The sequence below is a fragment of the Asanoa sp. WMMD1127 genome (assembly GCF_029626225.1).
Classification (GTDB): Bacteria; Actinomycetota; Actinomycetes; order Mycobacteriales; family Micromonosporaceae; genus Asanoa.
Genome location: NZ_JARUBP010000001.1, coordinates 4,197,153 through 4,222,415, shown reverse-complemented (window position 1 = coordinate 4,222,415; position 25,263 = coordinate 4,197,153). Strand labels below are relative to the sequence as shown.

Annotated in this window: 21 protein-coding genes and 2 pseudogenes; 18 read left to right on the top strand and 5 right to left on the bottom strand. The window is 71.3% G+C overall.

What is annotated here, in order from left to right; translation table 11 throughout:
- Positions 1-15 precede the first annotated feature (15 nt).
- Both O7635_RS20140 and O7635_RS20135 read left to right on the top strand, forming a co-directional pair.
- A complete protein-coding gene (locus O7635_RS20140; RefSeq protein WP_278081993.1) occupies positions 16-960 on the top strand; it encodes an ATP-binding cassette domain-containing protein in 945 nt (314 codons plus the stop codon).
- A complete protein-coding gene (locus O7635_RS20135) occupies positions 957-1,784 on the top strand; it encodes an ABC transporter permease (RefSeq protein WP_278081992.1) in 828 nt (275 codons plus the stop codon). Before O7635_RS20140 ends, O7635_RS20135 begins: the two co-directional genes overlap by 4 nt.
- Here O7635_RS20135 and O7635_RS20130 read toward each other — a convergent pair.
- Together O7635_RS20130 and eda are read right to left on the bottom strand one after the other, a co-directional pair.
- Positions 1,710-4,943, bottom strand: a complete 3,234-nt coding sequence (locus O7635_RS20130) for a BTAD domain-containing putative transcriptional regulator (RefSeq protein WP_278081991.1) — start codon at positions 4,941-4,943, stop codon at positions 1,710-1,712. The two genes, O7635_RS20135 and O7635_RS20130, sit on opposite strands and share 75 nt — an antisense overlap.
- A gap of 32 nt (positions 4,944-4,975) precedes the next feature.
- The gene (gene eda / locus O7635_RS20125) at positions 4,976-5,605 is read right to left on the bottom strand and encodes a bifunctional 4-hydroxy-2-oxoglutarate aldolase/2-dehydro-3-deoxy-phosphogluconate aldolase (protein WP_278081990.1); all 630 of its coding nucleotides are present in this window, start codon (positions 5,603-5,605) and stop codon (positions 4,976-4,978) included.
- A 73-nt stretch (positions 5,606-5,678) separates the two neighbouring features.
- On the opposite strand from eda, the gene O7635_RS20120 reads away from it, so the two are divergent.
- The 8 genes and pseudogenes from O7635_RS20120 (at position 5,679) to O7635_RS20085 (ending at position 13,213) form a co-directional block, all read left to right on the top strand.
- Complete coding sequence (locus O7635_RS20120; protein WP_278081989.1) at positions 5,679-6,086, top strand: helix-turn-helix transcriptional regulator; 408 nt, start codon at positions 5,679-5,681, stop codon at positions 6,084-6,086.
- Positions 6,087-6,090: 4 nt separating this feature from the next.
- Positions 6,091-6,929: pseudogene (locus O7635_RS20115) on the top strand (IS5 family transposase).
- 2,292 nt (positions 6,930-9,221) lie between these two features.
- The gene (locus tag O7635_RS20110) at positions 9,222-9,452 is read left to right on the top strand and encodes a hypothetical protein (protein ID WP_278081988.1); all 231 of its coding nucleotides are present in this window, start codon (positions 9,222-9,224) and stop codon (positions 9,450-9,452) included.
- A 132-nt stretch (positions 9,453-9,584) separates the two neighbouring features.
- Positions 9,585-9,980 (top strand): hypothetical protein, encoded by a 396-nt coding sequence (locus O7635_RS20105; protein WP_278081987.1) that lies wholly within the window; start codon positions 9,585-9,587, stop codon positions 9,978-9,980.
- A 13-nt stretch (positions 9,981-9,993) separates the two neighbouring features.
- Positions 9,994-10,224, top strand: a pseudogene (locus O7635_RS20100) (trehalase-like domain-containing protein); the annotation flags it as partial.
- Positions 10,225-10,237: 13 nt separating this feature from the next.
- Complete coding sequence (locus tag O7635_RS20095) at positions 10,238-11,944, top strand: glycoside hydrolase family 15 protein (protein ID WP_278081986.1); 1,707 nt, start codon at positions 10,238-10,240, stop codon at positions 11,942-11,944.
- Between the two features lie 18 nt (positions 11,945-11,962).
- Entirely contained in the window at positions 11,963-12,826 is an 864-nt protein-coding gene (locus O7635_RS20090) for a nucleoside hydrolase (RefSeq protein WP_278081985.1), read from the top strand.
- 75 nt (positions 12,827-12,901) lie between these two features.
- Entirely contained in the window at positions 12,902-13,213 is a 312-nt protein-coding gene (locus O7635_RS20085) for a hypothetical protein (RefSeq protein ID WP_278081984.1), read from the top strand.
- On the opposite strand, the gene O7635_RS20080 is transcribed toward O7635_RS20085, so the two are convergent.
- Positions 13,210-13,878 (bottom strand): ThuA domain-containing protein, encoded by a 669-nt coding sequence (locus tag O7635_RS20080; RefSeq protein WP_278081983.1) that lies wholly within the window; start codon positions 13,876-13,878, stop codon positions 13,210-13,212. The genes O7635_RS20085 and O7635_RS20080 overlap by 4 nt on opposite strands.
- Positions 13,875-15,035 carry an endo-1,4-beta-xylanase gene (locus O7635_RS20075; protein WP_278081982.1) on the bottom strand — a complete coding sequence of 387 codons (1,161 nt, stop codon included), beginning with the start codon at positions 15,033-15,035 and terminating at the stop codon, positions 13,875-13,877. The genes O7635_RS20080 and O7635_RS20075 overlap by 4 nt, the downstream gene beginning before the upstream one ends.
- Before the next feature lie 141 nt (positions 15,036-15,176).
- Here O7635_RS20075 and O7635_RS20070 point away from each other — a divergent pair, with 141 nt between their 5' ends.
- From O7635_RS20070 to O7635_RS20050, 5 genes are read left to right on the top strand one after another with little or no spacing between them, the layout of a single operon-like run.
- Entirely contained in the window at positions 15,177-16,247 is a 1,071-nt protein-coding gene (locus O7635_RS20070; protein WP_278081981.1) for a Gfo/Idh/MocA family oxidoreductase, read from the top strand.
- Positions 16,248-16,268: 21 nt separating this feature from the next.
- Positions 16,269-17,003 (top strand): phytanoyl-CoA dioxygenase family protein, encoded by a 735-nt coding sequence (locus O7635_RS20065; protein ID WP_278081980.1) that lies wholly within the window; start codon positions 16,269-16,271, stop codon positions 17,001-17,003.
- Complete coding sequence (locus O7635_RS20060; protein ID WP_278081979.1) at positions 17,000-17,890, top strand: sugar phosphate isomerase/epimerase; 891 nt, start codon at positions 17,000-17,002, stop codon at positions 17,888-17,890. Before O7635_RS20065 ends, O7635_RS20060 begins: the two co-directional genes overlap by 4 nt.
- Before the next feature lie 19 nt (positions 17,891-17,909).
- Positions 17,910-19,922: an alpha-amylase family protein gene (locus O7635_RS20055; protein WP_278081978.1), complete on the top strand. Its 2,013-nt coding sequence runs from the start codon at positions 17,910-17,912 to the stop codon at positions 19,920-19,922.
- The gene (locus O7635_RS20050) at positions 19,919-20,860 is read left to right on the top strand and encodes a zinc-binding dehydrogenase (protein ID WP_278081977.1); all 942 of its coding nucleotides are present in this window, start codon (positions 19,919-19,921) and stop codon (positions 20,858-20,860) included. Before O7635_RS20055 ends, O7635_RS20050 begins: the two co-directional genes overlap by 4 nt.
- Positions 20,861-20,866: 6 nt before the next feature.
- Here the strand turns inward: O7635_RS20050 and O7635_RS20045 are convergent, their stop codons facing one another.
- A complete protein-coding gene (locus O7635_RS20045; protein ID WP_278081976.1) occupies positions 20,867-21,901 on the bottom strand; it encodes a LacI family DNA-binding transcriptional regulator in 1,035 nt (344 codons plus the stop codon).
- A gap of 172 nt (positions 21,902-22,073) precedes the next feature.
- Here O7635_RS20045 and O7635_RS20040 point away from each other — a divergent pair, with 172 nt between their 5' ends.
- From O7635_RS20040 to O7635_RS20030, 3 genes are read left to right on the top strand one after another with little or no spacing between them, the layout of a single operon-like run.
- Positions 22,074-23,393, top strand: coding sequence for a sugar ABC transporter substrate-binding protein (locus tag O7635_RS20040; protein WP_278081975.1), 1,320 nt, complete (start codon positions 22,074-22,076; stop codon positions 23,391-23,393).
- Positions 23,390-24,301 carry a sugar ABC transporter permease gene (locus O7635_RS20035; RefSeq protein ID WP_278081974.1) on the top strand — a complete coding sequence of 304 codons (912 nt, stop codon included), beginning with the start codon at positions 23,390-23,392 and terminating at the stop codon, positions 24,299-24,301. Before O7635_RS20040 ends, O7635_RS20035 begins: the two co-directional genes overlap by 4 nt.
- On the top strand, positions 24,298-25,260 hold the full coding sequence (locus tag O7635_RS20030) for a carbohydrate ABC transporter permease (protein ID WP_278081973.1): 963 nt from the start codon (positions 24,298-24,300) through the stop codon (positions 25,258-25,260). Before O7635_RS20035 ends, O7635_RS20030 begins: the two co-directional genes overlap by 4 nt.
- Positions 25,261-25,263: the final 3 nt, after the last annotated feature.

Below are 25,263 nucleotides of genomic sequence, written 5' to 3'. Positions count from 1 at the left end.
CCTAGGGGGAACGCGATGAGCCTCGCTTTCCAGGCGGAGGGCCTGGTCAAGCGGTTCGGTAGGACCACCGCCCTGGCCGGGATCGACCTGGCCGCCGAGCAGGGGACGGTACTGGGGGTGCTCGGACCCAACGGGGCCGGCAAGACGACCGCGGTGCGCATCCTGGCCACGCTGCTCCGGCCCGACGAGGGGCGGGCGACGGTCGGCGGGCACGACGTGCTGCGCGACGCGGCTGCGGTGCGCCGCATGATCGGCCTGACCGGGCAGTACGCGTCGGTCGACGAGGACCTGACCGGCACGCAGAACCTGGTGCTGATCGGCGAGCTGCTCGACCTGCGGCGCAAGGACGCCAAGGTACGCGCGGCGGAGCTGCTGGAGTGGTTCGACCTGACCGAGGCGGCCAACCGGCCGGCCAAGACGTACTCGGGTGGCATGCGCCGCCGCCTCGACCTCGCCGCGAGCCTCGTCGGCCGGCCGTCGGTGATCTACCTCGACGAGCCGACCACGGGACTCGACCCGGCCAAGCGCGAGGACATGTGGGGTGTCGTCCGCTCGCTGGTCGGCGACGGCTCGACGGTGCTGCTCACCACGCAGTACCTGGAGGAGGCCGACGCGCTTGCCGACGAGATCTCGGTGATCGACCACGGCAAGGTGATCGCCCACGGCACGCCGGCCCAGCTCAAGCAGATCGCCGGCGGTCAGACGATCCTGGTGCGGCCGATCGACCCGGGCCGGCTGGGCGAGGTGGCCACCATCCTCGCGGCGGTCGCCGGGCGGGAGGCGGAGTCGCCTGGCCGCGGTGTGCTCACCGTGCCGGTGGACGACGACCGAGCGTTCCCCGTCGCCGTGCGCCGGATCGAGGAGGCCGGGATCGGCGTGATGGAGCTGTCCCTGCGCCTGCCCAGCCTCGACGAGGTGTTCTTCACGCTGACCGGCAAGCCCGCGGAGGTGGCGGCATGACCACGACGATCGAACGCAGTCCCGCGCTCACCAGCACCCCGCCGTCGGCCCCGCCCCGGTCGGGCGCGTTCCGGCTGGTCCGGCACAGCCTGGCGCTGGCCCGGCGCAGCCTGGTCAAGACGATCCGCACCCCGGAGCAGCTGCTCGACGTCACCCTCCAGCCGGTGATGTTCGTGGTGATCTTCGTGTACCTGCTGGGCGGCGCCATCGCCGGCTCGCAGACCGCGTACCTCGAGTTCCTGCTGCCCGCGATCATGGTCCAGTCGGTGCTCTTCGCCGCGGTCTCGACCGGCCTGTCGCTCAACACCGACGTGAAGAAGGGCGTCTTCGACCGGTTCCGCAGCCTGCCGATCGCCCGGTCGGCGCCGCTGATCGGCTCGGTGCTCGGCGACCTGGTCCGCTACGTCGTCTCGATCGTCGTGCTGATCTCGTTCGGCTCGATCATCGGCTTCCGGTTCGGCACCGATCCGCTCTCCGCGCTCGGCGCCTGCCTCCTGGTGATCTTCTTCGCCTCGGCGGTCAGCTGGATCTTCGTGCTGCTCGGCGTGATCATGCGCGAACCGGGCGCGGTGCAGGGCACGGCCTTCCTCGTGCTCTTCCCGCTCACCTTCGGCACCAACATGATGGTGCCGACCGACACCCTGCCCGGCTGGCTGCAGGCCTGGGTGAAGATCAACCCGGTCGCCGACGTGATGGACGCGGCCCGGGCGCTGACCACCGGCGGCCCGATCGGCGACACCGTGACCAAGTCACTGCTCTGGTCGGTCGGGATCATCCTGGTCTTCGCCCCGCTGGCCGTCCGGTTCTATCGGCGCCGCGTCTGACGGGATCTCGTCGTGAGCCGGGTCGACGAGCGCGAGCGCGTCGGCCCGGCTCAGACCACGACCCCGGGCGTACGCGCTGTCGTAGGTCTCGTCACCGAGCCGGTCCCGGAGCACCTGGGCCAGCGACATGGCGTCGTAGTTGGACAGGTCGGGGCTGCCCCGCAGCGAGTCGGTGGCGCCGAGCGTCTCCGCCGCGCTCTCGAAGCGGCCCAACGCCGCGCGCAGCGACACGGTTGCGACGCCGACCAGCGCGATGACCGGCATGTCCTTGCCCTGCATGGCATGCGCGATGCCGGAGCTGATCAGCGAGCGCGCGTCCGCGTAGCGCCCCTCTGCGATGGCGACGTGGGCCTCGAAGCCGCGCAGCATGCCGGGGAACTGGGGTGCCACCAGCAGAGCGGCGTCCTGCATCCGCTGGGCCTCCCGATAGCGCTCCATGGCCTCGGCGAGCTTGCCCTCATGCCGGTCGAACTCCCCGAGGATCATCACGATGAACGCGCCGGTGCGGTTGGCCTGCCCGTGGCGGGGCAGCTCGGCCAGGAACCGCGCGAGGTCCGCCCGGGCTCCTTCGACGTCGCCGCCCTGGGCCCGCAGGCTGGCCAGCCAGATGCGCTGGAAGCCCGCGTCGTCACGGGCGTTGAGCTCGGCGGCCAGCCGCGTCGCCTCCTCCATCGCCGCGGTCGCCCCGGCCAGGTCCCCGCGTTTCGACAGCGCGTCCGAGAGCGAGCCGAGGGTCATGCCGAGGCTCCACCGCTCCCCGATCTCGCGCTGGATCTCGGCCGCCGCGAGGAGGTCCTCCAGCATGCCGTCGGCGTCGCCGTCGTTTTCCTTGATGCTGCCGCGCAACGAGAGCAGCAGGCCCCGGGTGAACGGGTCGGCGTCGTCCAGCCCCTCGGCCACCGCCGCCAGCCCGCGCTCGGTCTCCTCGTTGAACAACGTCATGATCGGCTCGATCACCGGCAGGAACGGGTGGGTTCCGGGCGGCGCCGCCCGCACCAGGATGACCAGGTCCTGGATCGCCTGCTCGCCCGGCCAGGCGCCGCTGAACATCTGGTTGAGCAGGTGCATGGCGGTCACCACGGCCCGGTGGCCGGCCGGCGCGGGACCCTGCGCGGCCAGCGCCCGACCGAGCAGCGCCACGGCCTGCTCGTGGTCGCCCCGGATCGTGAGCGGCATGGTCAGCGCTGCGGCGAGCCGGATCGCGGTGTCGGCGTCGTCGATCTCGGCAGCGTAGTGCAGCGCCCCGATGATGTTGGCCCGGTCCGCGTCGAACTGGTCGAGCCAGTGGAGCTGGTCGCGGGTGCGCAGGTGCGGGTCGATCAGCTCGGCCCGCGCCAGGAACCAGGCCGCGTGCGCCGCCCGCCACCGCGGGGCGTCGCCGGTCTCGATCAGCCGCTCCAGGCCGTACTCCCGGATGGTCTCGAGCATGCGGAACCGGCCGTCGCCGACGAGCTGCAGCAGCGACTTGTCGACCAGCGCGGCGAGCAGGTCGGCGACCACGTCCACCGGCACCTCGGGGGCGGCCACCCCGGCCGCGCTCTCCGCGGTGATCGTCGACGGGAAGACCGCGAGCCGCTCGATCAGCCGGCGCTCGTCGTCGGTCAGCAGTTCCCAGCTCCAGGCGACGACCGCGCGCAGGGTGCGGTGCCGCTCCAGCGCCGTGCGGCTGCCACCGGTGAGCAGCCGGAACCGGTCGTCGAGCCGGGCCGCGACCTGCGCGGTCGACAGCGTGCGCAGGCGGGCCGCGGCCAGCTCGATCGCCAGCGGCAGACCGTCGAGCCGCCGGCAGATCTCCACTACGTCACCGACGTTGTCGGCGGTCACCGCGAAGTCGGGCCGCACGGCCGCGGCGCGGTCACGGAAGAGCTGGATCGACGGGTACGCCTCGACCTCGGCCGGGTCGACCGCGGCCCGCTCCGGCAACCCGAGTGGCGGCAACGGGCAGAGGGCCTCGCCGGTGATCCCGAGCGGCTCGCGGGACGTGGCCAGCACGCGCAGCCGGGGGCACCGGGCGAGCAGCTCGTCGGCCAGCCGCGCGGCGGCGTCGATGACGTGTTCGCAGTTGTCGAGCACGACCAGCGCGTCACTCGTCGCGAGCGCCTCCACCAGCCGGGTCAACGCGTCCCGGTTGGCCTGACGCCGGCTCGGCTCGGTGAACCCGGCGGCCCGCCCGTCGATCGTGACGAGCGCGGCCTGCGGCACGTCGGCCGGATCGGTGACCGGCGCGAGCTCGACCATCCAGGTCTCCTCGGCCCCCAGCGCGTCGGCCGCCACGGTGGCCAGCCGGGTCTTGCCCGCGCCGCCGGGACCGACCAGCGTGACGAGCCGCCCCTCGGCGAGCAGCCGCGCGACCCGGCGCAGCTCGGTCGCCCGCCCCACGAAGCTGGTGAGCGCGGCCCGCAGGTTGCCGCGCGGCCCGACCTTGGGCTTGTCGGCGCCGCGCAGGACGGCCAGGTGCACCTCGCGCAGCTCGGCCGACGGGTCGGCGCCGAGCTCGTCGGCGAGCCGCTGCCGGAACTCCTCGTAGGCCGCCAGCGCCTCCGCCGGCCGCCCCGCCGCGGCCAGCGCCCGCAGCCGCAGCGCCCAGAGGCGCTCGCGCAGCGGATGGGCCGCCGCCAGCTCGTCGAGCTCGGCGACCAGATGGGCCGCCCCGGCGAGCCGCAGGTCCGCGTCGATCCGGTCCTCGACGGCGGCCAGCCGCAACTCCTCGAGCCGGGCCACCGGCGCGACCGCGAACGCGGCATCGCCGACGTCGGCCAGCGCCGGCCCCCGCCACAGCGCCAGCGCGTCGCGCAACAGCCCGGCCGCCTTCTCGGGGTCGCCGCCGTGCAGCGCGTCACGCCCGTCGCGGGCGAGCGCGGTGAACCGCTCGGCGTCGACCGACTCGGTCGGCAGGTCCAGCCGGTAGCCGCCCGGCCCCAGCAACACCGGGATCCCCGGCACCGTGCGACGCAGGCGTGACACCAGCGACTGCAGCGCGTTGGCCAGGTCGGCGGGCTGGGCGTCGCCCCAGACCGCGTCGGCCAACGCCTCGGTGCCCACGGGCCGCCCGGGGTCGAGGGCGAGCCGCGTCAGCAGCGCCCGCAACCGAGCGCCGCCGACCTCGACCGCCCGCCCGTCGTCGGTGACCGCCAACGGGCCGAGAATCCCCACGTGCACGCTTCTACTCTCCCCCATGCGTGCGACCGGTTTTACCCCCGCAAGGTCACCGTTTCCTGAGCGAGCCGGGCGATGCGGTCCCAGTCCTGTGCGCGTACGGCGTCCTTCGGGGTCAGCCAGGACCCGCCCACGCACCCCACGTTGGGCAACGCCAACCAGGCCGCCGCGGTCTCGGCCGAGACCCCACCGGTCGGGCAGAAGGCCAGGTCAGGCAGCGGCCCGGCAACCGACGACAGGTAGGCGCGCCCGCCGCTCGCCTCCGCCGGGAAAAACTTGAGCGTGTCGAGCCCGCGCTCCCGCAGCGCGAGCATCTCGCTGACCGTGCCGGCCCCGGGCAGGAACGGGAGTGCGGTGTTCATGGCGGCGTCGATGAGCGTGTCGGTGGCGCCCGGGCTGACCAGAAAGGTCGCGCCTGCCTCCTGGGCGGCGGCAACCTGGTCGGGGGTGACGACGGTGCCCGCGCCGACCCGCATCTCCGGCAGCGCCTTGGCGACCGCCGCGAGCCCCGCGAGCGCGCCCGGTGTGCGCAGGGTGATCTCGATGATGCCGACCCCGCCACGCAACAGCGCCTCGGCGATGGGCACCGCATCCGCCGCCCCGTCGACCACCACCACAGGAATGACCGGACTGACCCCGAGCAGCTCCCGGGAGATCGACGTCATGGCCACCAAACTACTGTCACTTCCGGTCGGCGGTCGAACTTTCTTGTCGTACCCCTCGACCATCATCAATCCCATGACCTTCGGCCTGGCCACCGCGATCGGCCCGCTGCTCCGCACGGAACGCGAGCGGGCGGCCCTGACCCAGGCGCAGCTGGCCAGACGAGCGGGCACGACCCAGCAACACCTGTCCCGAGTGGAGCAGGGCCACCTCTCCCCCACCACGGCGTTGCTGGACCGCCTCTTCGACGCCCTCGACCTGCAACTGACCGTCCAGGTCGAACAACGCGACGCCGATCTGGACGCCGGCATAGCCGCAGCCGAACAGGACGAATCCCAGGTGGAAGCGGAGCTCCAACTGAACCGCCCACTCCTGCGAACCCTGCCGCCCACCCTCCCCTACGCCTTCGACGGCCAACTAGGGCGCGTCTCTCGGATCACTGACTCGTTGGTCCAGGGTGCCGGTTCGTCGATGGATCACTGATGACATGTGGGCGCGGTTGGAGCCGTATCTGCCGGACCGGTCGCCGCAGCGCGGTGGCCGGTGGGCGGATCACCGTGAGGTGATCGAGGCGATCGCGTGGAAATACCGCACCGGGTCACCGTGGCGGGACCTGCCGACCGAGTTCGGGTCGTGGAAAGGCGCGTACTCGCGGTTTCGCCGCTGGACTCTCGACGGCACGTGGCAACGGTTGCTGACGGCGGTGCAGGCCGACGCGGACGCCGCCGGGGAGATGGACTGGCTCGTCGCCGCGGTGGACTCGACCGTCGTGCGTGCGCACCAGCACGCGGCCGGGCTACGGCCGGGAAAAGACACCCACGCGTCGGTGAGCCCGACGACCACGGCCTCGGCCGCTCGCGTGGCGGTCTGAGCACGAAGGTCCACCTCGCCGCCGATTCCGGGTGCCGGCCGATGAGCCTGCTCGTCACCGCGGGGCAGGCCGGTGACGCACCACAGTTCACCGCCGTCATGGACGCCATCGCGGTGCCCCGCCGGGGCCCTGGACGACCCCGCCAACGCCCGATGCGGGTGCTGGCCGACAAGGCGTACTCGTCACGGGCCATCCGCGGCTGGCTGCGCCAGCGCGGCATCGCCGCGACGATCCCGCAACCGGACGATCAAAAATCGCACCGCCGGCGGCGGGGCAGCCGAGGCGGCCGCCCACCGGCCTTCGACCCGCAGGCGTACCGGCAACGCAACGTGGCCGAGCGATGTATCAACCGGCTTAAACAATGGCGCGGCCTGGCCATGCGCACCGACAAACTCGCCGTGCACTACCAGGCCGCGCTTACCTTGGCCGGAATCCTGCTCTGGACCCGGCCATGATCCGAGAGACGCGACCTAGCCGCCGCGATGCAAGGCGTCCCGATCAAGGTCCAGCGCACCGAACTAGCCTTCGCCGAATCCGATGTGGACGAAATAGCCCGCTGGCTCTCCACCCTCCCCAACACCCGCCGCTGGAGCGACCAGTGGCAGGACTACGCCCCGATAGACCGCGACCCCCGCAAACCCGGCGCCCTGCACTACTGGACCCCGTGGTGCGAACTCCGGCTACGCCTACTCCCCACCCTCCCCGCCCCACTAGAGGTAGTAGTAAACGAAACCCCCCACCGAGTCCGCCCCCTCCCCGCCATCGAAGCCGACAACCCGCAAATAGCCCGCATAATCGCCCGCACCCTCCACCGCCCCCCACAAGCAGCCCGACCCCGCTAGCCGGCCCAGCACCCCGCCACCGCCGCAAACCCGTAGGACGACGCGGCGCCGCGGCCCGGCGGGGGCACGCGGTCCGGGCCCTTGGTCGCGGGCCGGAGCGAGTCGCGGGCCGGAGCGAGTCGCGGACCGGCGCGGGTCGGACCCGCGCGACGCGGACTGGCGCGGCCCGGCCGGGGGGCACGCGGTCCGGGCCCCTGGTCGCGGGCCGGCGCGGATCGCGGACCGGCGCGGGTCGCGGACCGGCGCGGGTCGCGGACCGGCACGGGTCGCGGACCGGCACGGGTCGCGGACCGGCACGGGTCGCGGACCGGCGCGGGTCGGACCCGCGCGACGCGGACTGGCGCGGCCCGGCCGGGGGGCACGCGGTCCGGGCCCCTGGTCGCGGGCCGGCGCCGGTCGCGGACCGGCGCGGGTCGCGGACCGGCGCGGGTCGCGGACCGGCACGGGTCGCGGACCGGCACGGGTCGCGGACCGGCACGGGTCGCGGACCGGCACGGGTCGCGGACCGGCACGGGTCGCGGACCGGCACGGGTCGCGGACCGGCGCGAGTCGGACCCGCGCGACGCGGACTGGCGCGGCCCGGCCGGGGGCACGCGGTCCGGGCCCCTGGTCGCGGGCCGCCGCGGGTCGCTGGTCGCGGGCCGGCGCGGGTCGCGGACCGGCGCGGGTCGCGGACCGGCGCGGGTCGCGGACCGGCGCGGGTCGCGGACCGGCGCGATTGCGGATCAGACCGAGCCGGACGCGGGTCGCGGACCGGCACGGGCGACCGCGGCGCGCCAGGTCGCGAAGCGGCGTGATCCGGTTCAGATCGGGCGGAACGCGGGTCGCAGGCCAGCACGGGCCGCAGAGGTCGCGGCGCTCGCGCGCGGAGCTCGGGATCGAGAAGCGGCGCGATCCCGGATCGGATCGGGCCGAACGCGGTCGCGGCCGGCACGGGCCGGCAGAGGTCGCGGTGCCGGCGCGCGCAGCGCGGGATCGCGAACCGGCGTGATCGCTGGCCAGGGCGGGCCCGGCGGACGCACGCCGACCAGCCGGCGCGGAGCGCGGGATCGCCAACCGGCCCGATGGCTGGCCAGAGCGGCCGGGCGGGTCGCACGCTGGCACAGGCGGGCGCGTACACCCACGGGCCGGCACAGGCGCGCGCGGGGGAAGGCAGGAGCAGGCAGGCGGAGGTACCGCGACGGCGCGCCGCTCGGGGTCGCCGGCCGGCGCGGGCGGCTGACCGGGGCGGCCGCGGACCGACGCGGGTGGCGGACCAGCACGGAGTTGCGGATCAGAGATCCCAGGCCGGGTCGTGGGCCGGCTGGGTTCGCAGGACGGCGCGAGATGCGCGTGACGCCATTCGGATGCGGTTGGACGCGGTGCCGTAGCACGGGCGACGAGCCGCGCCAGTTGTTCGGGTGGTTGGCCTTTCACTCCAGCGCAGGTCGGTGCGAGATCAGGCCGTGGGGTTGGGGTGGAACGCGTTCGGCTCGGCGCGGCGCGAAGCGCGGGATGGCAGTGCCGGCGGTTCTGCGCGGAGACGATGGCCGGCCAAGGCGCGGCCTGGCCGTGCGCCTCGCGGCGGCGGCGCGCGAGTTCCTTGCTGTGGCGGTGTTCGCGATCGGGCCCGGGGCGGCGGGTTGGGGTGGTGCTGGGAGTCGACATGGTTTGGCGTGTGCGTACATGCAGAAGCATGTCGGCTTCTGGAGACACCCTTCCTCCCACCCCGACACGCCCGAGGGGCGGACACGCCGGCGGTGTGGGTGTCCGGGAAAGCGGGTCCGGGGGTGCGGTGGGCTTGCGAGTGTTGGGGGTGAGTGGGAGGGGGTTGGCATGCGCATTCCCACACATCGGTTGCCGCCGCCCAGTCCGTGGCAGGCGCCTGACGTTGCTGCTCGGGTGCGGCCGAAGGGTGGGCGGCTGGTGCATCGGAACGAGGTCGCGGCCGAGGTGCGGTGGGTCGCCTCGTTCGGGGTGGTCGGGGAGGTGGCGCGGTTGGCTACCGAGCAGGGGCTGCTGCGGTTCCTCACGTTGACCGTCACGTTGGACGGGGGTGAGGTCGTGTTGGTGGCGCGGATCAAGGATCCGGCGGACACGGCCGGACGGGATCGGTTGTCGGCACTGCTCGCGGAGTTGCAGGACCGGGCAAAATGAGAACTTACCTCGCTATTCGGGAACTCGTGCCACCATGAGATGGCCAGCACGTCCGAGCATCGGGGGGACACGATGACGCGGGATACGTCTAGCAGGCAGTTGTGGGCGGCGAGCGGTGCGATCTTCGCCGCGGTGGTTCTGCTGATGATGGGTCTCTGGCAGCTCGTGATGGGCATCGTCGCGGTCGTCAGGGGTTCGTTCTTCGTGCTTACGCAGAACTACCTCTACACATTCAGCACCACCGGCTGGGGCATCCTGCACATCGTCCTGGGCGCGCTCGCCGCGTTGGCCGGTCTGGCCCTTTTCACCGGCGCTGCCTGGGCCCGAGGGGTCGGCATCTTCTTCGCGGTGCTCTCCGCGACCGCGAACTTCTTCTTCATTCCCTACTACCCGTTCTGGTCGCTGCTGGAGATCGCGATGGCGGTCTTCGTGATCTGGTCGCTGGCCGTCTGGCGACCGCGCGCGGCCGGCACGCACGCCATGCGCGACGACACTGGGGATCTCCCGCGCACCGCGCCGATGCGGTGACAGGACAGCTGCCATGACGACGAACCCCACCAGCGCCGAGGCCGCCGCCGCGATCTCCGGCGCTGGCGGGCTGGATGGACGGGCGGCGAGCGGCTGGGTCAAGCAGACCCCGGTGCGCTCGCCGTTCCCGCCGATCGAGGACTACGCCTTCCTGTCGAACTGCCACACCGGGGCGCTGGTCGCACCCGACGGCTCCGTCGACTGGCTGTGCGTGCCGCGTTTCGACTCGCCCAGCGTCTTCGGCAGCCTGCTCGACCGTGAGGCCGGCATGTTCCGCCTCGGTCCCTACGGCATCAACCACCCGACCCGCGCGCGACTACGAGCCCGGCACCAACGTGCTGGTCACCACCTGGCGCACCGTGACCGGTTGGGTCCTCGTGCGGGACGCGCTGACCATCGGCCCGGCCAACGGGCCGGACCCGGTCACCCCGCACAGCCGCCCGCCGTACGACGACGACGCCGACCACTTCTTCGTGCGTACTGTCGAATGTCTGGAAGGGCACGTCGACGTCGAGCTGATCTGCGAGCCGGCGTTCGACTACGGGCGGACGCCGGCGAGTTGGTCCTTCGTGGACGATCGGCAGCACGTGGCCGACGGGACCGGCGCCGGCATGACCGTGCGCCTGCGCTCCGACATGGCGATGGGCATCGAAGGCAACCGGATCCGCGGCCGGCGGCGGCTCAAGAGCGGGCACGGCGTCTACTGCGTGCTCTCCTGGGCCGACCAGCTGGCCACACCGGGCAGCTACGACGAGGCGCGGGAGTGCATCGACCACACGACGTCCTACTGGCGCAACTGGTTGGCCAGCGCGCGGATCCCGGACCACCGATGGCGCGACGCCCTGCAGCGGTCCGCGATCGCGGTGAAGGGGCTGACCTACATGCCGACCGGCGCGACCGTGGCCGCGCTGACCACCTCGCTGCCCGAGACGCCGGGCGGGGAGCGCAACTGGGACTACCGCTTCACGTGGATGCGGGACAGCTCGTTCACCATGCAGGCGCTGCACTACCTCAACCTCGACTGGGAAGCCGACGAGTTCATGCAGTTCGTCGCCGACATCGAGCCCAACCATGACGGCACTTTGCAGATCATGTACGGCATCGACGGGCGGCGCGACCTCACCGAGAAGACGCGCGACGAGCTGTCCGGCTATGGCGGGGCGCGGCCGGTGCGGGTGGGCAACAGCGCGTACTCGCAGAAGCAGAACGACGTGTTCGGCGCCGTGCTCGACTCGGTCCTGCTGCACACCCGGCGCAGCCAGCGCATGCCGAAGCGGCTCTGGCCGATCGTGACCAGCCAGGCCGACGCGGCCGAGAAGGTCTGGCGCAACCCTGACCAGGGCATCTGGGAGGCGCGGGGCGAGCCGCAGCACTATGTGTCGTCGAAGCTGATGTGCTGGCTCGCCATGGACCGCGCGTCCCGGCTCGCCGAGATCCGCGGCCACCCGGACTCCGCGAAGCGGTGGGCCCAGGCCGCCAAGGACGTGCACGACGACATCCTGACCCACGGGGTACGCGACGACGGTGTGCTGCGGCAGCACTACGACACCGACGCCCTGGACGCGTCGACGCTGCTCGCGGTTCTCTACAACTTCCTGCCGCCCAGCGACGAGCGGATGCGCAAGACCGTCGAGGCGATCGCCAAGGACCTGACCGAGGACGGCTTCGTCCTGCGCTACCGGACCGACGAGACCGACGACGGCCTGTCCGGCAAGGAGGGGTCGTTCCTGATCTGCTCGTTCTGGCTCGTGTCGGCGCTGACCGCGACCGGCGAGGTCGAGCGGGGCATCGAGCTCATGGAACGGCTGCTCAAGGTCGGCTCGCCGCTGGGGCTGTTCGCGGAGGAGTTCGAGGTGAAGACCGGTCGGCACCTGGGCAACTTCCCCCAGGCCTTCTCGCACCTCGCGCTGATCCAGGCCGCGTCGCGAATCGTGCTCGCCGAGCGCTTGGCCGAGGTGTCCTGAGCTTGAGATGATCACGGCATGGCCGAGCTAGTGCTGCTGGACACCGACATCGGCAACGACATCGACGACGCGGTCTGCCTGGCCTATCTGCTCGCGCAGCCCGACTGCGAGCTGCTCGGGATCACCACGGTCACCGCGGCCCCGGTCGACCGGGCGTCGCTGGCCAGCGTGCTGTGCCGGATCGCCGGGCGGGACGTGCCGATCCGGCCGGGCGCCGGGGTCCCGCTGGTGGGCCCGCCCGTGCAGGCCCCGCCGCCGCAGGCCGCCGCGCTCGCCCGCTGGCCCCACGACGAGGTCTTCCCCGTCGGCGAGGCGGTCGAGTTCATGCGCCGCACGATCCACGCCCACCCGGGTGAGGTCACCCTGCTCGCCATCGGCCCGCTGACCAACCTGGCCCTGCTGTTCGCCGTCGACCCGGCCGTCCCCTCGCTGCTCAAGCGGCTGGTGCTGATGGGCGGCGCGTTCCTCGAGCCGAGCGAGGCCGAGTGGAACATCCACAACGACCCGTACGCCGCGGCCCGGGTCTATGCGGCGTCGGCCCGCGTTCACCGGTCCGTGGGACTCGACGTCACCACCAAGGTGCGGATGAACGCCGACGATTTCCTGGCCCGCTGCGACCACCCGTTGCTGCATCCGGTGGCGGACATGGCCGCGTCTTGGTTCGCCGAGCGGCCCGAGGTGACCTTCCACGACCCGCTCGCCGCGGCCACGATCTTCCAGCCTGAGCTGTGCGGATTCGCCCGCGGCGAGGTCACCGTCGACACCGCGGACGGCGGCACCCGGTGGCGGCCGCGGGCCGACGGTCCGCACGAGATCGCCGAGACCGTCGACCCGGACGGGTTCCTCCGGCATTACTTCACGACAGTTACCGGGACGCCATAACGGGTAAAATCTAGGACGCCGGCGTCTTCCCCCTCTGGCCGGCCAGGCACAGTGGAGACATCGAAGGGGAAGAGTGTGTGGATCCGAAGGACCTTTGACGCCAACCTCGGCCGCGGCGCCGGTGGCGGTTCGTTGCGCGACACCACCCGCACCAGGTCATCGACCGAACCGCTCTGGGTCGTCCGCCTCGACTGGCCCGCCGGTGACCACGAGTTCGGCTGTCCCCGGTCCGACGAGACCGCAGCGGCACGCGAGCTCGACCGGGTGGCATCGTTCTGGGCCCGCGGGCCCATGCGCCCCCGGCTGAGGCTGGCGCGGATCAGCGCGCACGACTTCGACCTGCACGCGAAGGCCCGCCGGGGGTGCAAGGCGCCGGACTGCCCCTAGCTCCGGCTGGCCCAGAGGAGGCCGCGCTCGGTGAGCGTGCGGACGTCGGGGTGGTCGAGGTCGTCCAGCTTGTGGCCCACGGTGGAGATGAAGATCTTCCCCTGGCCCCACTGGCGGGTGTAGACGGCCGGCACCACGACGTCCGCCCGCCAGGCCGTCTCGGGGGTCGCCCGGAACCGGGTGGTCGCGAGCACGTCGCTGAGCTCGTCGGTGAGCAGCCAATATTGTTCGGTGTGCAGCGACCACTTGGCCGGCAACCCGGCCACGATCGGGTGGTCGGCCCGCTCCGGCACGACGTCGACCTCGTAGTCGACGAAGTTGTCCGGGTGCTCGGCGAACTGGCCGCCCGTCATCTGCAGATAGCGCGTACTGGAGCGGAACGCGTCGACGATGCCGCCGTGCCAGCCCGCGAATCCGGTGCCGGATCGCACGGCCGTGATGAGGCCGTCGATCTGGTCGTCGGTCGCGGTGCCCATGGTCCAGCACTGGACGATGAGGTCGAGGTCGGCGAGCGCGGCGGGGTCGGCGTAGACGTCGAGGGTCTCGCTGATGTCGACGGCGAAGCCGTTGTCGCGGAGGAACGGCACGAACCGGTCGGTCGCTTCGACCGGCACGTGCCCGTCCCACCCGCCGCGGACCACGAGGGCCCGGCGGTTGTCGGTCATTCCGGAACACTCCACAGTAGAGGGCGGTGCGGCGCGTCGCCGAGCTGGTTGGCGATCGCCGTGCGGGCCGGCTTGGGCGCCAGCTCGTCATCGTAGGCGAGCGGGCGGCGTGGGGCGCCGTCCTCCCGCGGGTAGTCCTCCTCGAGCCAGGTGTAGCGGTCGGAAAGGCCGAACGCCATCACCGCGCGCACGTCGCGGCAGGAGAGCGCGACGTCGAGGTAGCGGCGGTAGACGTCGCGCACGCCGGCGTCGCGTACCGCCACGTCGGCCGGCAGGCCGTCGTCGGTCACGTCGAGCTCGGTGATCAGGATCTCCAGGCCCCGGTCGGCCACCTCGCCCAGCCAGCGCGTGTAGCCACGCGCGTCGAACCGGTCCTTGAACTGGTCGGCCAGCAGGTGGGCCTGCACGCCGAGGGCGTGCACGGGAGCGCCGCGCCGCAGCAGGTCGTCGATGACCCGCAGCGTGGCGCGCCGGCGCGGCTCGGGCTCGTCGCCCCACTCGTTGACGGTCTCGAAGCCGAACTCGTTGATGACCAGCAGCGCGCCGGGGTCGGCGGCGTGCGCGACGTGGAAGGCCTCCTCCACGTAGCCCTTGCCGAGCGGCTCCCACCAGGGCACGTCGGTGCGGTAGCCGCGCTCGCCCTCGGGGCTGGTCACCTCGTTGGCGACGCTCCACGCCTCGACCCGGCCGCGGTAGCGGCGGACGACCGCGTCGGCGGTGCCGAACAGCACGTCGCGAGCCTGGGCCTCGGTCATGCCCCAGATGTCGTCCTCGGTCCAGCCCTCGCCGAAGCCCTCGTCCCAGACCAGGTGGGCGCCGAAGACGCGCATCCGGTGGGCCTCGGCGAACGCGATGATCTCGTCGGCGTAGGTGAAGTCGAGCGGTGAGTCGGGGGTGGGCTTGAGCCGGTACCAGAGGAGGTCGTCCTCGGTGAAGAGCAGCTTCGCCTCGCGGGCGAACAGGGCGGCGTAGTCGGGGTCGGAGATCTGCCAGGTCGCGGTCGAGGAGCCGAAGACGATGCCGCGCTGCTTGGCGATCTTCCAGAGCGGTGTGCGGGTGGCGGCGCCGGCCGGGACGGCGGGCAGGCCGATGACGCCGGCGCCGGCCAGGCCGGCCGCGCCGAGCAGGACGGATCTGCGGGACAACGGGTGGCGCATGTTGGTGCCTCCTGGGGATGGGAGTGCAAAACGTTTTGCCAACTTGCGTGGAGCGAACTTTACGGCCGTTGACTAGCGGCTCACAAGACCCATAGGCTGCGGCCACCGATTGGCAAAACGTTTTGCATCAGGGGGTCACCTGTGAGTCGGCTGTCCATGGGCGTCATCGGTCTCGGCGAGGTCGCGCAGGTCGTACACCTGCCGGTGCTCCGCTCTCTGCCCGAGCTCTTCGAGGTAACCGCCGTCTGCGACATCTCCCCGGGGCTGGTCGAGCGGATCGGCGGGCAGTACGGGGTGGCCAACCGGTACACCGACGTCGGCGAGATGCTGGACCGCGAGCGCCTGGACTGCGTGCTCGTGCTGAACAGCGACGAGTACCACGCCGAGGCCGTCATCGCGGCGCTCGACCGGGGCGTGCACGTGCTCGTGGAGAAGCCGATGTGCCTGAGCCCCCGGGAGGCGGAGCAGATCATCGCCGCCCGGGACCGCTCCGGCGCCACCGTGATGGTCGGCTACATGCGCCGGTTCGCGCCGGCGTTCGTCGAGGCGACCGAGCAGATCCGCAACCTGGGCCGGATCAACTACGCGCGGATCCACGACGTGATCGGGCGCAACCAGCTGATCATCGACCAGACCGTCTTCGTGGACCGGCCCGACGACGTGCCGCGCTCGAAGATGGAGGAGCGCTGGGCCAAGGGGCGCGCCCTCGTCACGGACGCGCTCGGCGACGTACCCGACGTGCTCGCCGGCACCTACCGGCTGCTCTGCGGTCTCGGCAGCCACGACCTGTCGGCCATGCGCGAGCTGCTCGGCCGCCCCCGTGGCGTCGTGGCGGCCCGGCAGTGGCGCGACGGGCAGTTCATCGCGGCGCTGCTCGAGTACGACGACTACCTGCTCACCTACGAGACCGGCGTGGACCAGCAGCTCCGGTTCGACGCGCACATCGAGGTGTACGGCGACCTGGCCACGATGCGGATCCAGTACGACACGCCGTACGTGCGGCATTTCCCGACGCTGCTGGTCACGGAGGAGAGCCGGGGCGACGGGCTGCACCGCACGGTCAGCCGGCCGCACCTCAAGGACCCGTACACCCACGAGCTCGAGTACTTCCACACGATCGTCACCACCGGCGGCCAGCCGAAGACGGGCCCGGAGGACTTCGTCGAGGACCTCGACCTGTTCGCCGAGCTGATCCGCAAGATGGCCGCCTAACCCGCATCGGAGGTGCACACCATGCTGGACCAACAAGACGTCGCCTTCTTCCGCGAGAACGGCTACTACCTCAACAAGCGGCAGCTGTTCGCGCCGGAGAAGCTGGACCGCCTCGAGGGCATCTTCAACGAGCACCTCGCCGACAAGGGCGACAAGCTCTCCGACGAGCTGGACACCCCGCATTTCCGGGACCCGCGGCTGCTCGACTTCCTGCTCTCCGACGACGTGCTCGACCTGGTGGAGCCGTTGGTCGGTCCGGACATCGCGCTCTGGACCAGCCACTTCATCTCCAAGGACCCGAAGGTCGGCCGGGCCACGCCGTGGCACGAGGACAGCGCCTACTGGAAGGGCCGGCTCTCCGAGTACGACCGGATCGTCACGGTCTGGCTGGCGCTCGGCCCGAGCAACCAGGAGAACGGCTGCATGCGGGTCATCCCCGGCACGCACCACAACGGCTTCTCCGACTACGTGCCGACGGACAAGACGGTGCAGACGTTCCACGCCGAGATCCCGGACGTCGACGAGGACAAGGCCGTCTACTTCGAGCTGGAGCGCGGCGAGTGCTCGCTCCACGATGGACGGATCATCCACGGCGCCAAGCCGAACACCAGTGACATCCGGCGCACCGGCTACACGATGCGCTACTTCCCCGCCTCGGTGAAGGTGCTCGACGTGCCGGACAACGCGGGCTGGCAGATCTGGCTGGCCCGGGGCAAGGACAGTGCCGGCAACACGTACCAGCCTGACCCTCGATGAAGCTGGGTTTCCTGACCGCGTGCCTGCCCGGCGAACCCCTCGACGGGATCGCCGGGTGGGCCACGGCCCACGGTTACTCAGCCCTCGAGGTGGCCGCGTGGCCGGCCGACCCCGGCCGGCCGTGGGAGGCCAGCCACCTCGGCCCTGACACCGGCGAGATCCTCAGCCGGCACGGGCTGGACATCTCGGCCGTCGCCTACTACGAGAACCTGCTGCACCACGACACCGCCGCGCGGGCCCGGATCCACGACCACCTGAAGCGCTGCGTCGACGAGGCCGCGGTGCTGGGCTGCCCCCTGGTGGGCACGTTCATCGGCCGCGACGTCACCCGCCCGGTCGCCGACAACCTGCGGCTCGCCGAGGACCTGCTGCCGCCGCTGGTCGCGTACGCCCGGGAGCGGGGTGTGGTGTTCGTGGTGGAGAACTGCCCGATGGAGGGCTGGCACCCGGACGGCTATCCGGCCAACCTCGCCTACTCCCCCGAGCTCTGGGACTGGCTGGCCAAGCTGGGTTTCTTCCTCAACTTCGACCCGTCGCACCTGGTCTGGCTCGGCATCGACCCGGTCGCGGCCCTCGCCGGGAACCTCGGTCTGGTCAAGCACGTGCAGGCCAAGGACGTGCAGGTCGACCCGGCCGCCCGCAACCGCTTCGGGGTCTTCGGCCAGCTGATCGACAAGCCGTCGCCGTGGACCAGCGGCTGGTGGCGCTACCGGGTGCCCGGCCGCGGCGAGGTCGACTGGTCGCGCCTGCTCGACGTGCTCCACGAGGGCGGCTACGACGGCTACGTCTCGGTCGAGCACGAGGACCCGGTCTGGTCGGGTACGCCCGAGCGGGTCCGCCAAGGGCTCGAGATCGCCCACCGCACCCTCGCACCGCTGATCGTCTGAGAGACGGGAGCAACAAAGCATGCAACGTGGCGTGTACTTCGACGCCTGGTTCCCCCGCCAGCACTGCTACCACCCGAGCCTCCCGCCGCGCCGGCTGCGGATGATCGACGACCTGGTCGACTACCGGGCCACCACGCTGGTCTGGGCCTCGCTCGGCGGCGGCTCGATCTCCCTGCCCTGGCTGGAGCAGGAGGCGTTCGGCCCGGTCGACGCCCGCTCGCGGTTCTACGGTTTCGTCAACGACAGCGAGTTCATCGCGGCCGCGCAGGCCCGGGGCATCAAGGTGTTCGGCATCGTCTTCGAGGCGCAGGGCTGGGAGTTCCCGGTCGAGCTGACGGAGGCCGAGGACGAGGTGCTGGCCGTCAACGAGCTGCGCGGCGTCGGCAAGCGCGACTGGATAGGGCTGCGGGAGTTCGCGCAGAACCGCTATCCGAAGCTGTGGAAGCCGGTCGAGGCGTACTTCCCCGACGGCCTGGTGAACAGCGCCGGCGAGCCGGTCACCGACCTGATCGAGGAGTGCTGCGCCCGCGACATCCACCAGACCGCGTTGCACGCCCGCTGGGTCGAGTGCCCGGACCGCGAGCACCAGTGCTTCTACATGGACCGCAACAACCCAGTCTGGCGGAACTATCTCAAGGCGATCATCAAGATCCAGATCGACGCCGGCGTCGACGGGGTGCAGCTCGACGAGACCGAGCTGCCGCTGGGCTCCCTGCAGTACGGCGGCTGCTTCTGTCGCGACTGCATGGCCGGCTTCCGCGACCACCTGGCCACCCTGCCCGTGCTGCCCGAGGGCGTCGACCTCGACACGTTCCACTATGGGCAGTGGCTGCTGGAGCGGGGCTTCGACTTCAAGACCCGCCTCGACGAGACGCCGCTCTACGCGGAGTACTACCGCTACCAGCTCGGCGCGATCCGGGCCCACTTCGGGGAGCTGGCCGCCTACGCGCGGGAGTACGGCCGCTCGGTGGGCCGGGAGGTGCTGGTCTCCGGGAACTTCTTCAACATGGACCCGCAGTACCTGGGCCTGGTCGACGACGTGGACCTGATCGTCACCGAGATGCGCAACACGACCCACCGGCAGCCCGAGTGGTTCCGTTACGTCGCCGGCTTCGCCGGCGAAAAGGACGTCATCGTCGTCGAGAACCCGTACGGCGGAGTCGTCCCGGCGCTCGTGGACTCGCTGAAGGAGGGGCGGGGCTACGACCTGTTCCGGCTCTCGCTCTTCGAGGCGGCGGCGTTCGGGATCAACATGTCCGTGCCCTACGGGTCGTGGATGGGCGCCACCATCGAGGACGCGTTCTACGCCCCGCACGAGGTGGCCGCCGACGCCCAGCGCTTCCTGGCCGAGCACGAGCGCTTCTTCGCCCGCCGCAGCGCCAACGAGGTCGCCGTCGTCTACAGCGTCGAGAGCAACCGCGAGCTGATCGCCAAGGCCGACGTGAGCGACAACCTGGTCAACGCCCGCGACGACTCGGTCGTGGTGCCCTACCGCCAGGTGACCGAGGCGCTGGCCGGCGCCGGCGTCCCGTTCGACGTGGTGATCTTCCCGGACGACCGGACGGCCCCGGACCGGGTCACCGGCGAGACCCTGGCGCCCTATCGCACCGTGCTGCTGCCCCATTGCACCTACCTCACCGAGGCCCAGCAGGCAGCGCTGGCGTCCTATGCGGACGGTGGCGGCACGGTCGTGCGGTTCGACACGTTCACCGGGCTGGAGTCGGTGCTGCCCGGCGAACGGCAGGTCGAGCTGGCCGGCACCGGTGTCGAGGCGCTCGCGGTCAACACGGCGGCCCTGGCCGGCGGCGCCGTGGCGGTGCACGTGGTCAACTACGGCTACGACGCCGACACCGACGGGGTGCGGCCGACGGGCGAGGTGTCGCTCGACGTCCGGCTGCCCGGGTCGCTCGGGACGGCGACGGCGTACGGCAGCGACGGCTCGGTCACCCCGCTGGCGGTCACGGCGGCCGACGGGCGGCATCGGGTGGCGCTGGACGGGCTCGGGCCGTACACCATCGTGGTGTTCGCATGAGGCGCGCCGTGCTGACCGGTCCCGGCCGGTTCGAGATCGAGGAGGTGGCCCGGCCCGCGCCGGCGCCCGACGAGGTGCTGGTCCGGGTGGCCGCGTGCGGGGTCTGCTCGTCGGAGCTGGCAGGCTTCGCCGGCGACGCGGGTGACTATCCCCGGTTCATCGGCCACGAGGTCAGCGGCACGGTGGTCGAGGCCGGCCCGGAGGTGACGACGCTCGGGCCCGGCGACCCGGTCGGCTGCTGGGTCACCTCACACGGGTACGCCGAGTTCGTCACGGTCAAGGCGGCCTGGTGCTTCCCGGCCGGCGGGGTCCCGCTCGACGAGGCGCTGGCCGAGCCCCTGGCGTGCGCGGTCAACGCCGTCGAGGAGACCGACGTGCGGCTCGGTGACGACGTGGTGCTGATCGGCGCGGGCTTCATGGGCAACCTGGTGCAGGCGCTGGTCGGCCTGCGCGGGCCGCGGCAGCTCATCGTCGCCGACACCCGGCCCGACGCGCTGGCCCGGGCGGCGACGCTGGGCGCCACCCGGGTGGTCGACGTGCGGTCGGAGTCGCTGGCGGCGGTGGTGGCGGAGGAGACCGGCGGGCGGGGCGCCGACGTCACGTTCGAGGCCACCGGCAGCCAGGGCGCCCTGGACGTGGTCGGCGAGACGACCCGGATGAGCGGGAAGCTGGTGCTGGTCGGCTTCCACCAGGGCGCGGCGCGGCGGATCAACCTGGCCCACTGGAACTGGATGGCGTTCGGCATCGTCAACGCCCACTACCGGGACGTCGACGCCATCATGCGCGGGATGTCGGTCGGGATGCGGCTGCTGACGGCGGGTCGGCTGTCGCTGGCGCCGCTGGTCTCGCACCGCTTCCCGCTGGACCGGGTCAACGAGGCGTTCGAGACCGCCCGGGCCAAGCCGGAGGGCTTCGTGAAGGCGGTGGTGACGATGTGAGCGCCCTCAGGCGGAGGCGCGGACGACCAGGGTGCACGGCAGCACGACGGTGCGGCCCTCGCCCGTGTAGCTGCCCGTGATCCGGCTCAGCAACAGCTCGCCGGCGGCGTACCCGGTCTCGTAGGCGGGGTTGCGCACCGTCGTGAGTGGAGGGTTGACGATGGTCGCGGCGTCGACGTCGTCGAAGCCCACCACGGCCACGTCACCGGGCACGTCCAGGCCGAGCTCGTGGGCGGCGTCGATCGCGCCGATCGCGCTCAGGTCGTTGGCGCAGAAGACCGCGTCGGGGCGCGCCGGCAGCGCCATCAGCGCGTGCATCGCCTTGCGCCCGCCGGGGCGGGTCCAGTCGCCGCGGACCATCAGCTCGGGGTCGACGGCCAGTCCGCTTTCCTCGAGCGCCTGGCGGTAGCCTTCGTCGCGGCCGGAGCCAGACGCGTGCGGGCCCTCGATGATGGCGATGCGGCGGGCGCCCCGCTCGACCAGGTGGCGCACGGCGGCGTGCGAGCCGAACTGGTCGTCGGGGGCGACGAGGTCGACGCGCGGGTCGTCGTCGGGATCGCCGCCGATGCGGACGGCCGGCACGCCGAGCCCGCCCGGTCCGACGCCACCGGTGACCTCGCCGGCCGCCATGACGACGCCGTCGACGCCGCGGTCGAGCACGTCGGCCAGGAAGCTGTTCTCGCGCTCGGGTAGGCCGTCGGTGTTGCAGACGTAGGTGCCGTAGCCGGCGCCGTCGACCGCGTCGGCCAGGCCGCGCGTGAGCACGGCGTAGAACGTGTTGGTGATGTCCGGTACGACGACGGCGACCATCTTGGACCGCCGCGTGCGCAGGCTGCGGGCCACGTTGTTGGGCCGGTAGCCGAGCTGGCGGATGGCCTCGCGCACGGTCTCCTGCGTCGACTCGGCGACCCAGCGCTTGCCGGACAGCACATGGGACACCGTCGTGGGACTGACGCCGGCCAGCTTGGCGACCTGCACCAGCGTCACACGGGCGTCGTCGGCCGAGCGCACTGGCTCGGCTGAGCCCGCTGGCGGAGGCATGGCTCCAGACGGTAGCAAAACGTTTTCCCTTCGAGCGGCCCGACGATCGGATCGTTAGGCCGGATCTCTTGACAACGCCTGATCGGACGATGACCCTAGCCGCAGTATGCCAAACGATTTGCATGCGGGTTACGCCTGTGATTCGTCGATAAAGACTTAGGGAGCTGATCCGATGACGCATCGCCTGTCCCGTAGGTCCCTGGCAACGGTGGTGGCGACGACGACCGCGGCGCTCGCGCTGGCCGCCTGCTCGACCAGTGGCGGCTCGTCGACCGACAAGGGCGCCGGCGAAGGGCCGGTACCGGAGCCCACCTCCCCCGTGACCATCTCCTTCGCGTCCTGGGTCGGCGCGGAGCCCGACATGAAAACCCTGGTCGACAAGTTCCAGAAAGAGCACCCGAACATCAAGGTCGAGCTGCAGAACGTGCCGGCCGAGGAGGCCAACGAGAAGCTGACCGCGCAGGTGGCCGGCGGCAATCCCCCGGACGTGGCGTTCATCGACGCGAGCACCACGGCCCAGTTCGCCGCCCGCAAGGCGCTGGTCAACCTCGACAACTACATCGGGCGCTCCGACGTCGTGAAGGCCGACAACTACGTGCCGGCGTTCAAGACCTTCGTGACCTACGAGAACAGCATGTACGGCCTGCCGTTCGACGGTGAGTCGACCGCGCTGTTCTACCGCACCGACATGTTCCAGGCCGCCGGCATCACGGCGCCGCCGACCACCTGGCCCGAGTACGAGCAGGCGGCCCAGAAGCTGACCAACGCCGCCAAGCGCACCTACGGCAACGCGATGTTCGCGAGCTCGCCCGAGGCCGCGTACTACTGGTATCCGTGGCTCTGGCAGGCCGGCGGCAAGCTGCTCTCCGACGACGGCAAGGAGGTGCTCTTCAACTCGGCCGAGGCCAAGAGCGCCGCCGAGTTCTACGTCAAGATGGCCCAGTACGCCCCGAAGGACTACCTGAACTCCAACTCGTACGACGGTCGCCAGGCCTTCGCCAACGGCCAGGTCGGCATGTACGTCGCGGGCTCCTGGTTCGCCGGCACGCTGGGCGACGAGTTCCCGCAGATCGACGGCAAGTGGTCGGTGGCCCCGCTGCCCAAGGGCTCGGCCGGCTGCGGCACGACGATCGCCGGTGACGCACTCGTCCTGTTCAGCCAGGGCAAGAACACCGACGCCGCGTGGAAGTTCGTCGAGTTCCTGAGCAAGCCCGAGAACGTCGCGCAGTGGACCTACAAGTCCAAGGCCGGCACCACCCTTCCCCCGATCACCAGCCTGCTCGAGTCGCCCGACCTGGTCGCCACCAAGCCGATCCTGAAGGGCTTCGCCGAGGCGATGCCGTGCGGCGTGAGCAACGTGGTCGCCAACCCGGACTGGCCGAAGATCGAGGAGGCGCTCAACGCCGAGCTGGCCAAGGCCATCTACGGCGAGCAGACCGCGGCCCAGGCGCTCGACAACGCCGCGGCCGAAGCAGAGAAGATCATCAGGTGAGCGGGCGGGGGCGGGGCGCCAAGCGGGGCGTCCTGCACAGAATGTGGCGGGAGCGGTCCGCGTACGGGTTCCTCGCCCCCGGCCTCATCCTGTTCTCGATCTTCACGGTCTTCGCGCTGGGGTTCGCGTTCTACCTGACGTTCCGCGAGTGGAACATCCTGGAGCCGGAGAAGCCGTTCGTCGGGCTGCAGAACTACCAGGACATGGTGCAGGACGAGGACTTCCGGCGCTCGATCATCAACACGGCGTACTTCACCGGCGCCTCCGTGCCGCTCGGCATGGCCATCGGGCTGGCCGTGGCGCTGCTGCTCAACCAGCCGATCCGCGGCCGGGGCATCCTGCGCACGCTCTACTTCCTGCCCAACATCACGCCGTTCGTGGTCGCCGCGATCATCTGGAAGTGGCTCTACAACGGCGACTTCGGCCTCTTCAACTTCTACCTGCTGAAGACGCACCTCATCACGCAGCCGCTGACCTGGCTCTCCGACAAGAACCTGGCGATGCCGGCCGTGGTGCTGATGAGCGTGTGGGCCAGCGTCGGCTTCTCGATGGTGGTCTATCTGGCGGCGCTGCAGGCGATCCCGAACGACCTCTACGAAGCCGCCCGGATCGACGGCGCCGGAGCGTGGGCCCGGCTGCGCTACGTGACCCTGCCGATGCTGGCGCCGTCCACGCTGTTCCTCATGGTGATGGGCATCATCGGCTCGTTCCAGGTGTTCACCCAGATCTACATCATGACCAACGGCGGACCGCTCAACCGCACGACGACGATGGTCTACTACATCTACGAGGCGGCGTTCAAGTTCTACGAGATGGGCTACGCGAGCACGCTGGCGTACGCGCTGTTCCTGCTGCTGTTGGTGTTCACCGCGCTCCAGCTGCGCCTCTACCGGAAGGCTGACCTGTGACCGCCGTCGTCGACCGTCCCGCCACCACCGCGCCGGCGCCGGCGGAGAAGCCCCGCGGACCGGTCTGGCGCCGCCGGCTCTGGCTCGGGTTCTGCTACCTGCTGCTGGTGCCCGGCGCGATCCTGTTCGTGGCCCCGTTCGCCTGGCTCGTCTCGGCCTCGTTCCAGCACGTCGGCGACATCTTCTCCTGGCCTCCACAGTGGATCCCCAAGAACCCGACGCTCGACGGCTACAAGGGCTTCTTCGGCATCGGCAAGGCGGGCGAGCTGGCGGAGGGCAGCGAGGGCGCGTGGCGGTGGTTCGTCAACAGCGCGTTCGTGGCCGGGTCGGTGACCACGCTGCAGCTGTTCTTCAACTCGCTGGCCGCCTACACGTTCGCGAAGCGCAAGTTCCCGGGCCGCAACATCATCTTCATGGTCTTCCTGGCCACGATGATGGTGCCGCCGCAGGTCACGCTCATCCCCAACTACCTGGTGCTCAAGCACGTGCCGTTCTTCGGCGGCAACGACTTCATGGGCCAGGGCGGGCACGGCTTCCTCGACTCGTACTGGGGGCTGATCCTGCCCGGCGCGGTGAGCGCGTTCGGCATCTTCCTGCTCCGGCAGTACATGATGGCGATCCCGGACGAGCTGCTGGACGCGGCCCGGATCGATGGCGCCGGTGAGTTCAAGGTGTTCTGGAAGGTGGTGCTGCCGCTGTGCGGACCGGCACTGGCCGCGACTGCGATCTTCACCTTCACGTACGCCTGGGAGGACTTCCTCTGGCCGTTGATCGTGGTGTCGTCAAGCGACCACTACACCGCGCCGCTCGGGCTCGCCCTGTTCGTGGTCAAGAACCGCACGTCGTGGAACCTGCTGATGGCCGGCTCGGTGGTGGCCACGCTGCCGATGATCGTGATCTTCCTGATCTTCCAACGCCGGTTCATCCAGGGCATCTCGATGACGGGCCTGAAGGGCTAGTTT

Excerpts from the sequence above, each read along its gene's own strand:
- O7635_RS20140 (WP_278081993.1), top strand. The coding sequence starts at position 16 with ATGAGCCTCGCTTTCCAGGCGGAGGGCCTGGTCAAGCGGTTCGGTAGG.
- O7635_RS20135 (WP_278081992.1), top strand. The coding sequence starts at position 957 with ATGACCACGACGATCGAACGCAGTCCCGCGCTCACCAGCACCCCGCCG.
- eda (WP_278081990.1), bottom strand. The coding sequence starts at position 5,605 with ATGACGTCGATCTCCCGGGAGCTGCTCGGGGTCAGTCCGGTCATTCCT.
- O7635_RS20120 (WP_278081989.1), top strand. The coding sequence starts at position 5,679 with ATGACCTTCGGCCTGGCCACCGCGATCGGCCCGCTGCTCCGCACGGAA.
- O7635_RS20090 (WP_278081985.1), top strand. The coding sequence starts at position 11,963 with ATGGCCGAGCTAGTGCTGCTGGACACCGACATCGGCAACGACATCGAC.
- O7635_RS20080 (WP_278081983.1), bottom strand. The coding sequence starts at position 13,878 with ATGACCGACAACCGCCGGGCCCTCGTGGTCCGCGGCGGGTGGGACGGG.
- O7635_RS20075 (WP_278081982.1), bottom strand. The coding sequence starts at position 15,035 with ATGCGCCACCCGTTGTCCCGCAGATCCGTCCTGCTCGGCGCGGCCGGC.
- O7635_RS20065 (WP_278081980.1), top strand. The coding sequence starts at position 16,269 with ATGCTGGACCAACAAGACGTCGCCTTCTTCCGCGAGAACGGCTACTAC.
- O7635_RS20060 (WP_278081979.1), top strand. The coding sequence starts at position 17,000 with ATGAAGCTGGGTTTCCTGACCGCGTGCCTGCCCGGCGAACCCCTCGAC.
- O7635_RS20055 (WP_278081978.1), top strand. The coding sequence starts at position 17,910 with ATGCAACGTGGCGTGTACTTCGACGCCTGGTTCCCCCGCCAGCACTGC.
- O7635_RS20050 (WP_278081977.1), top strand. The coding sequence starts at position 19,919 with ATGAGGCGCGCCGTGCTGACCGGTCCCGGCCGGTTCGAGATCGAGGAG.
- O7635_RS20045 (WP_278081976.1), bottom strand. The coding sequence starts at position 21,901 with ATGCCTCCGCCAGCGGGCTCAGCCGAGCCAGTGCGCTCGGCCGACGAC.
- O7635_RS20040 (WP_278081975.1), top strand. The coding sequence starts at position 22,074 with ATGACGCATCGCCTGTCCCGTAGGTCCCTGGCAACGGTGGTGGCGACG.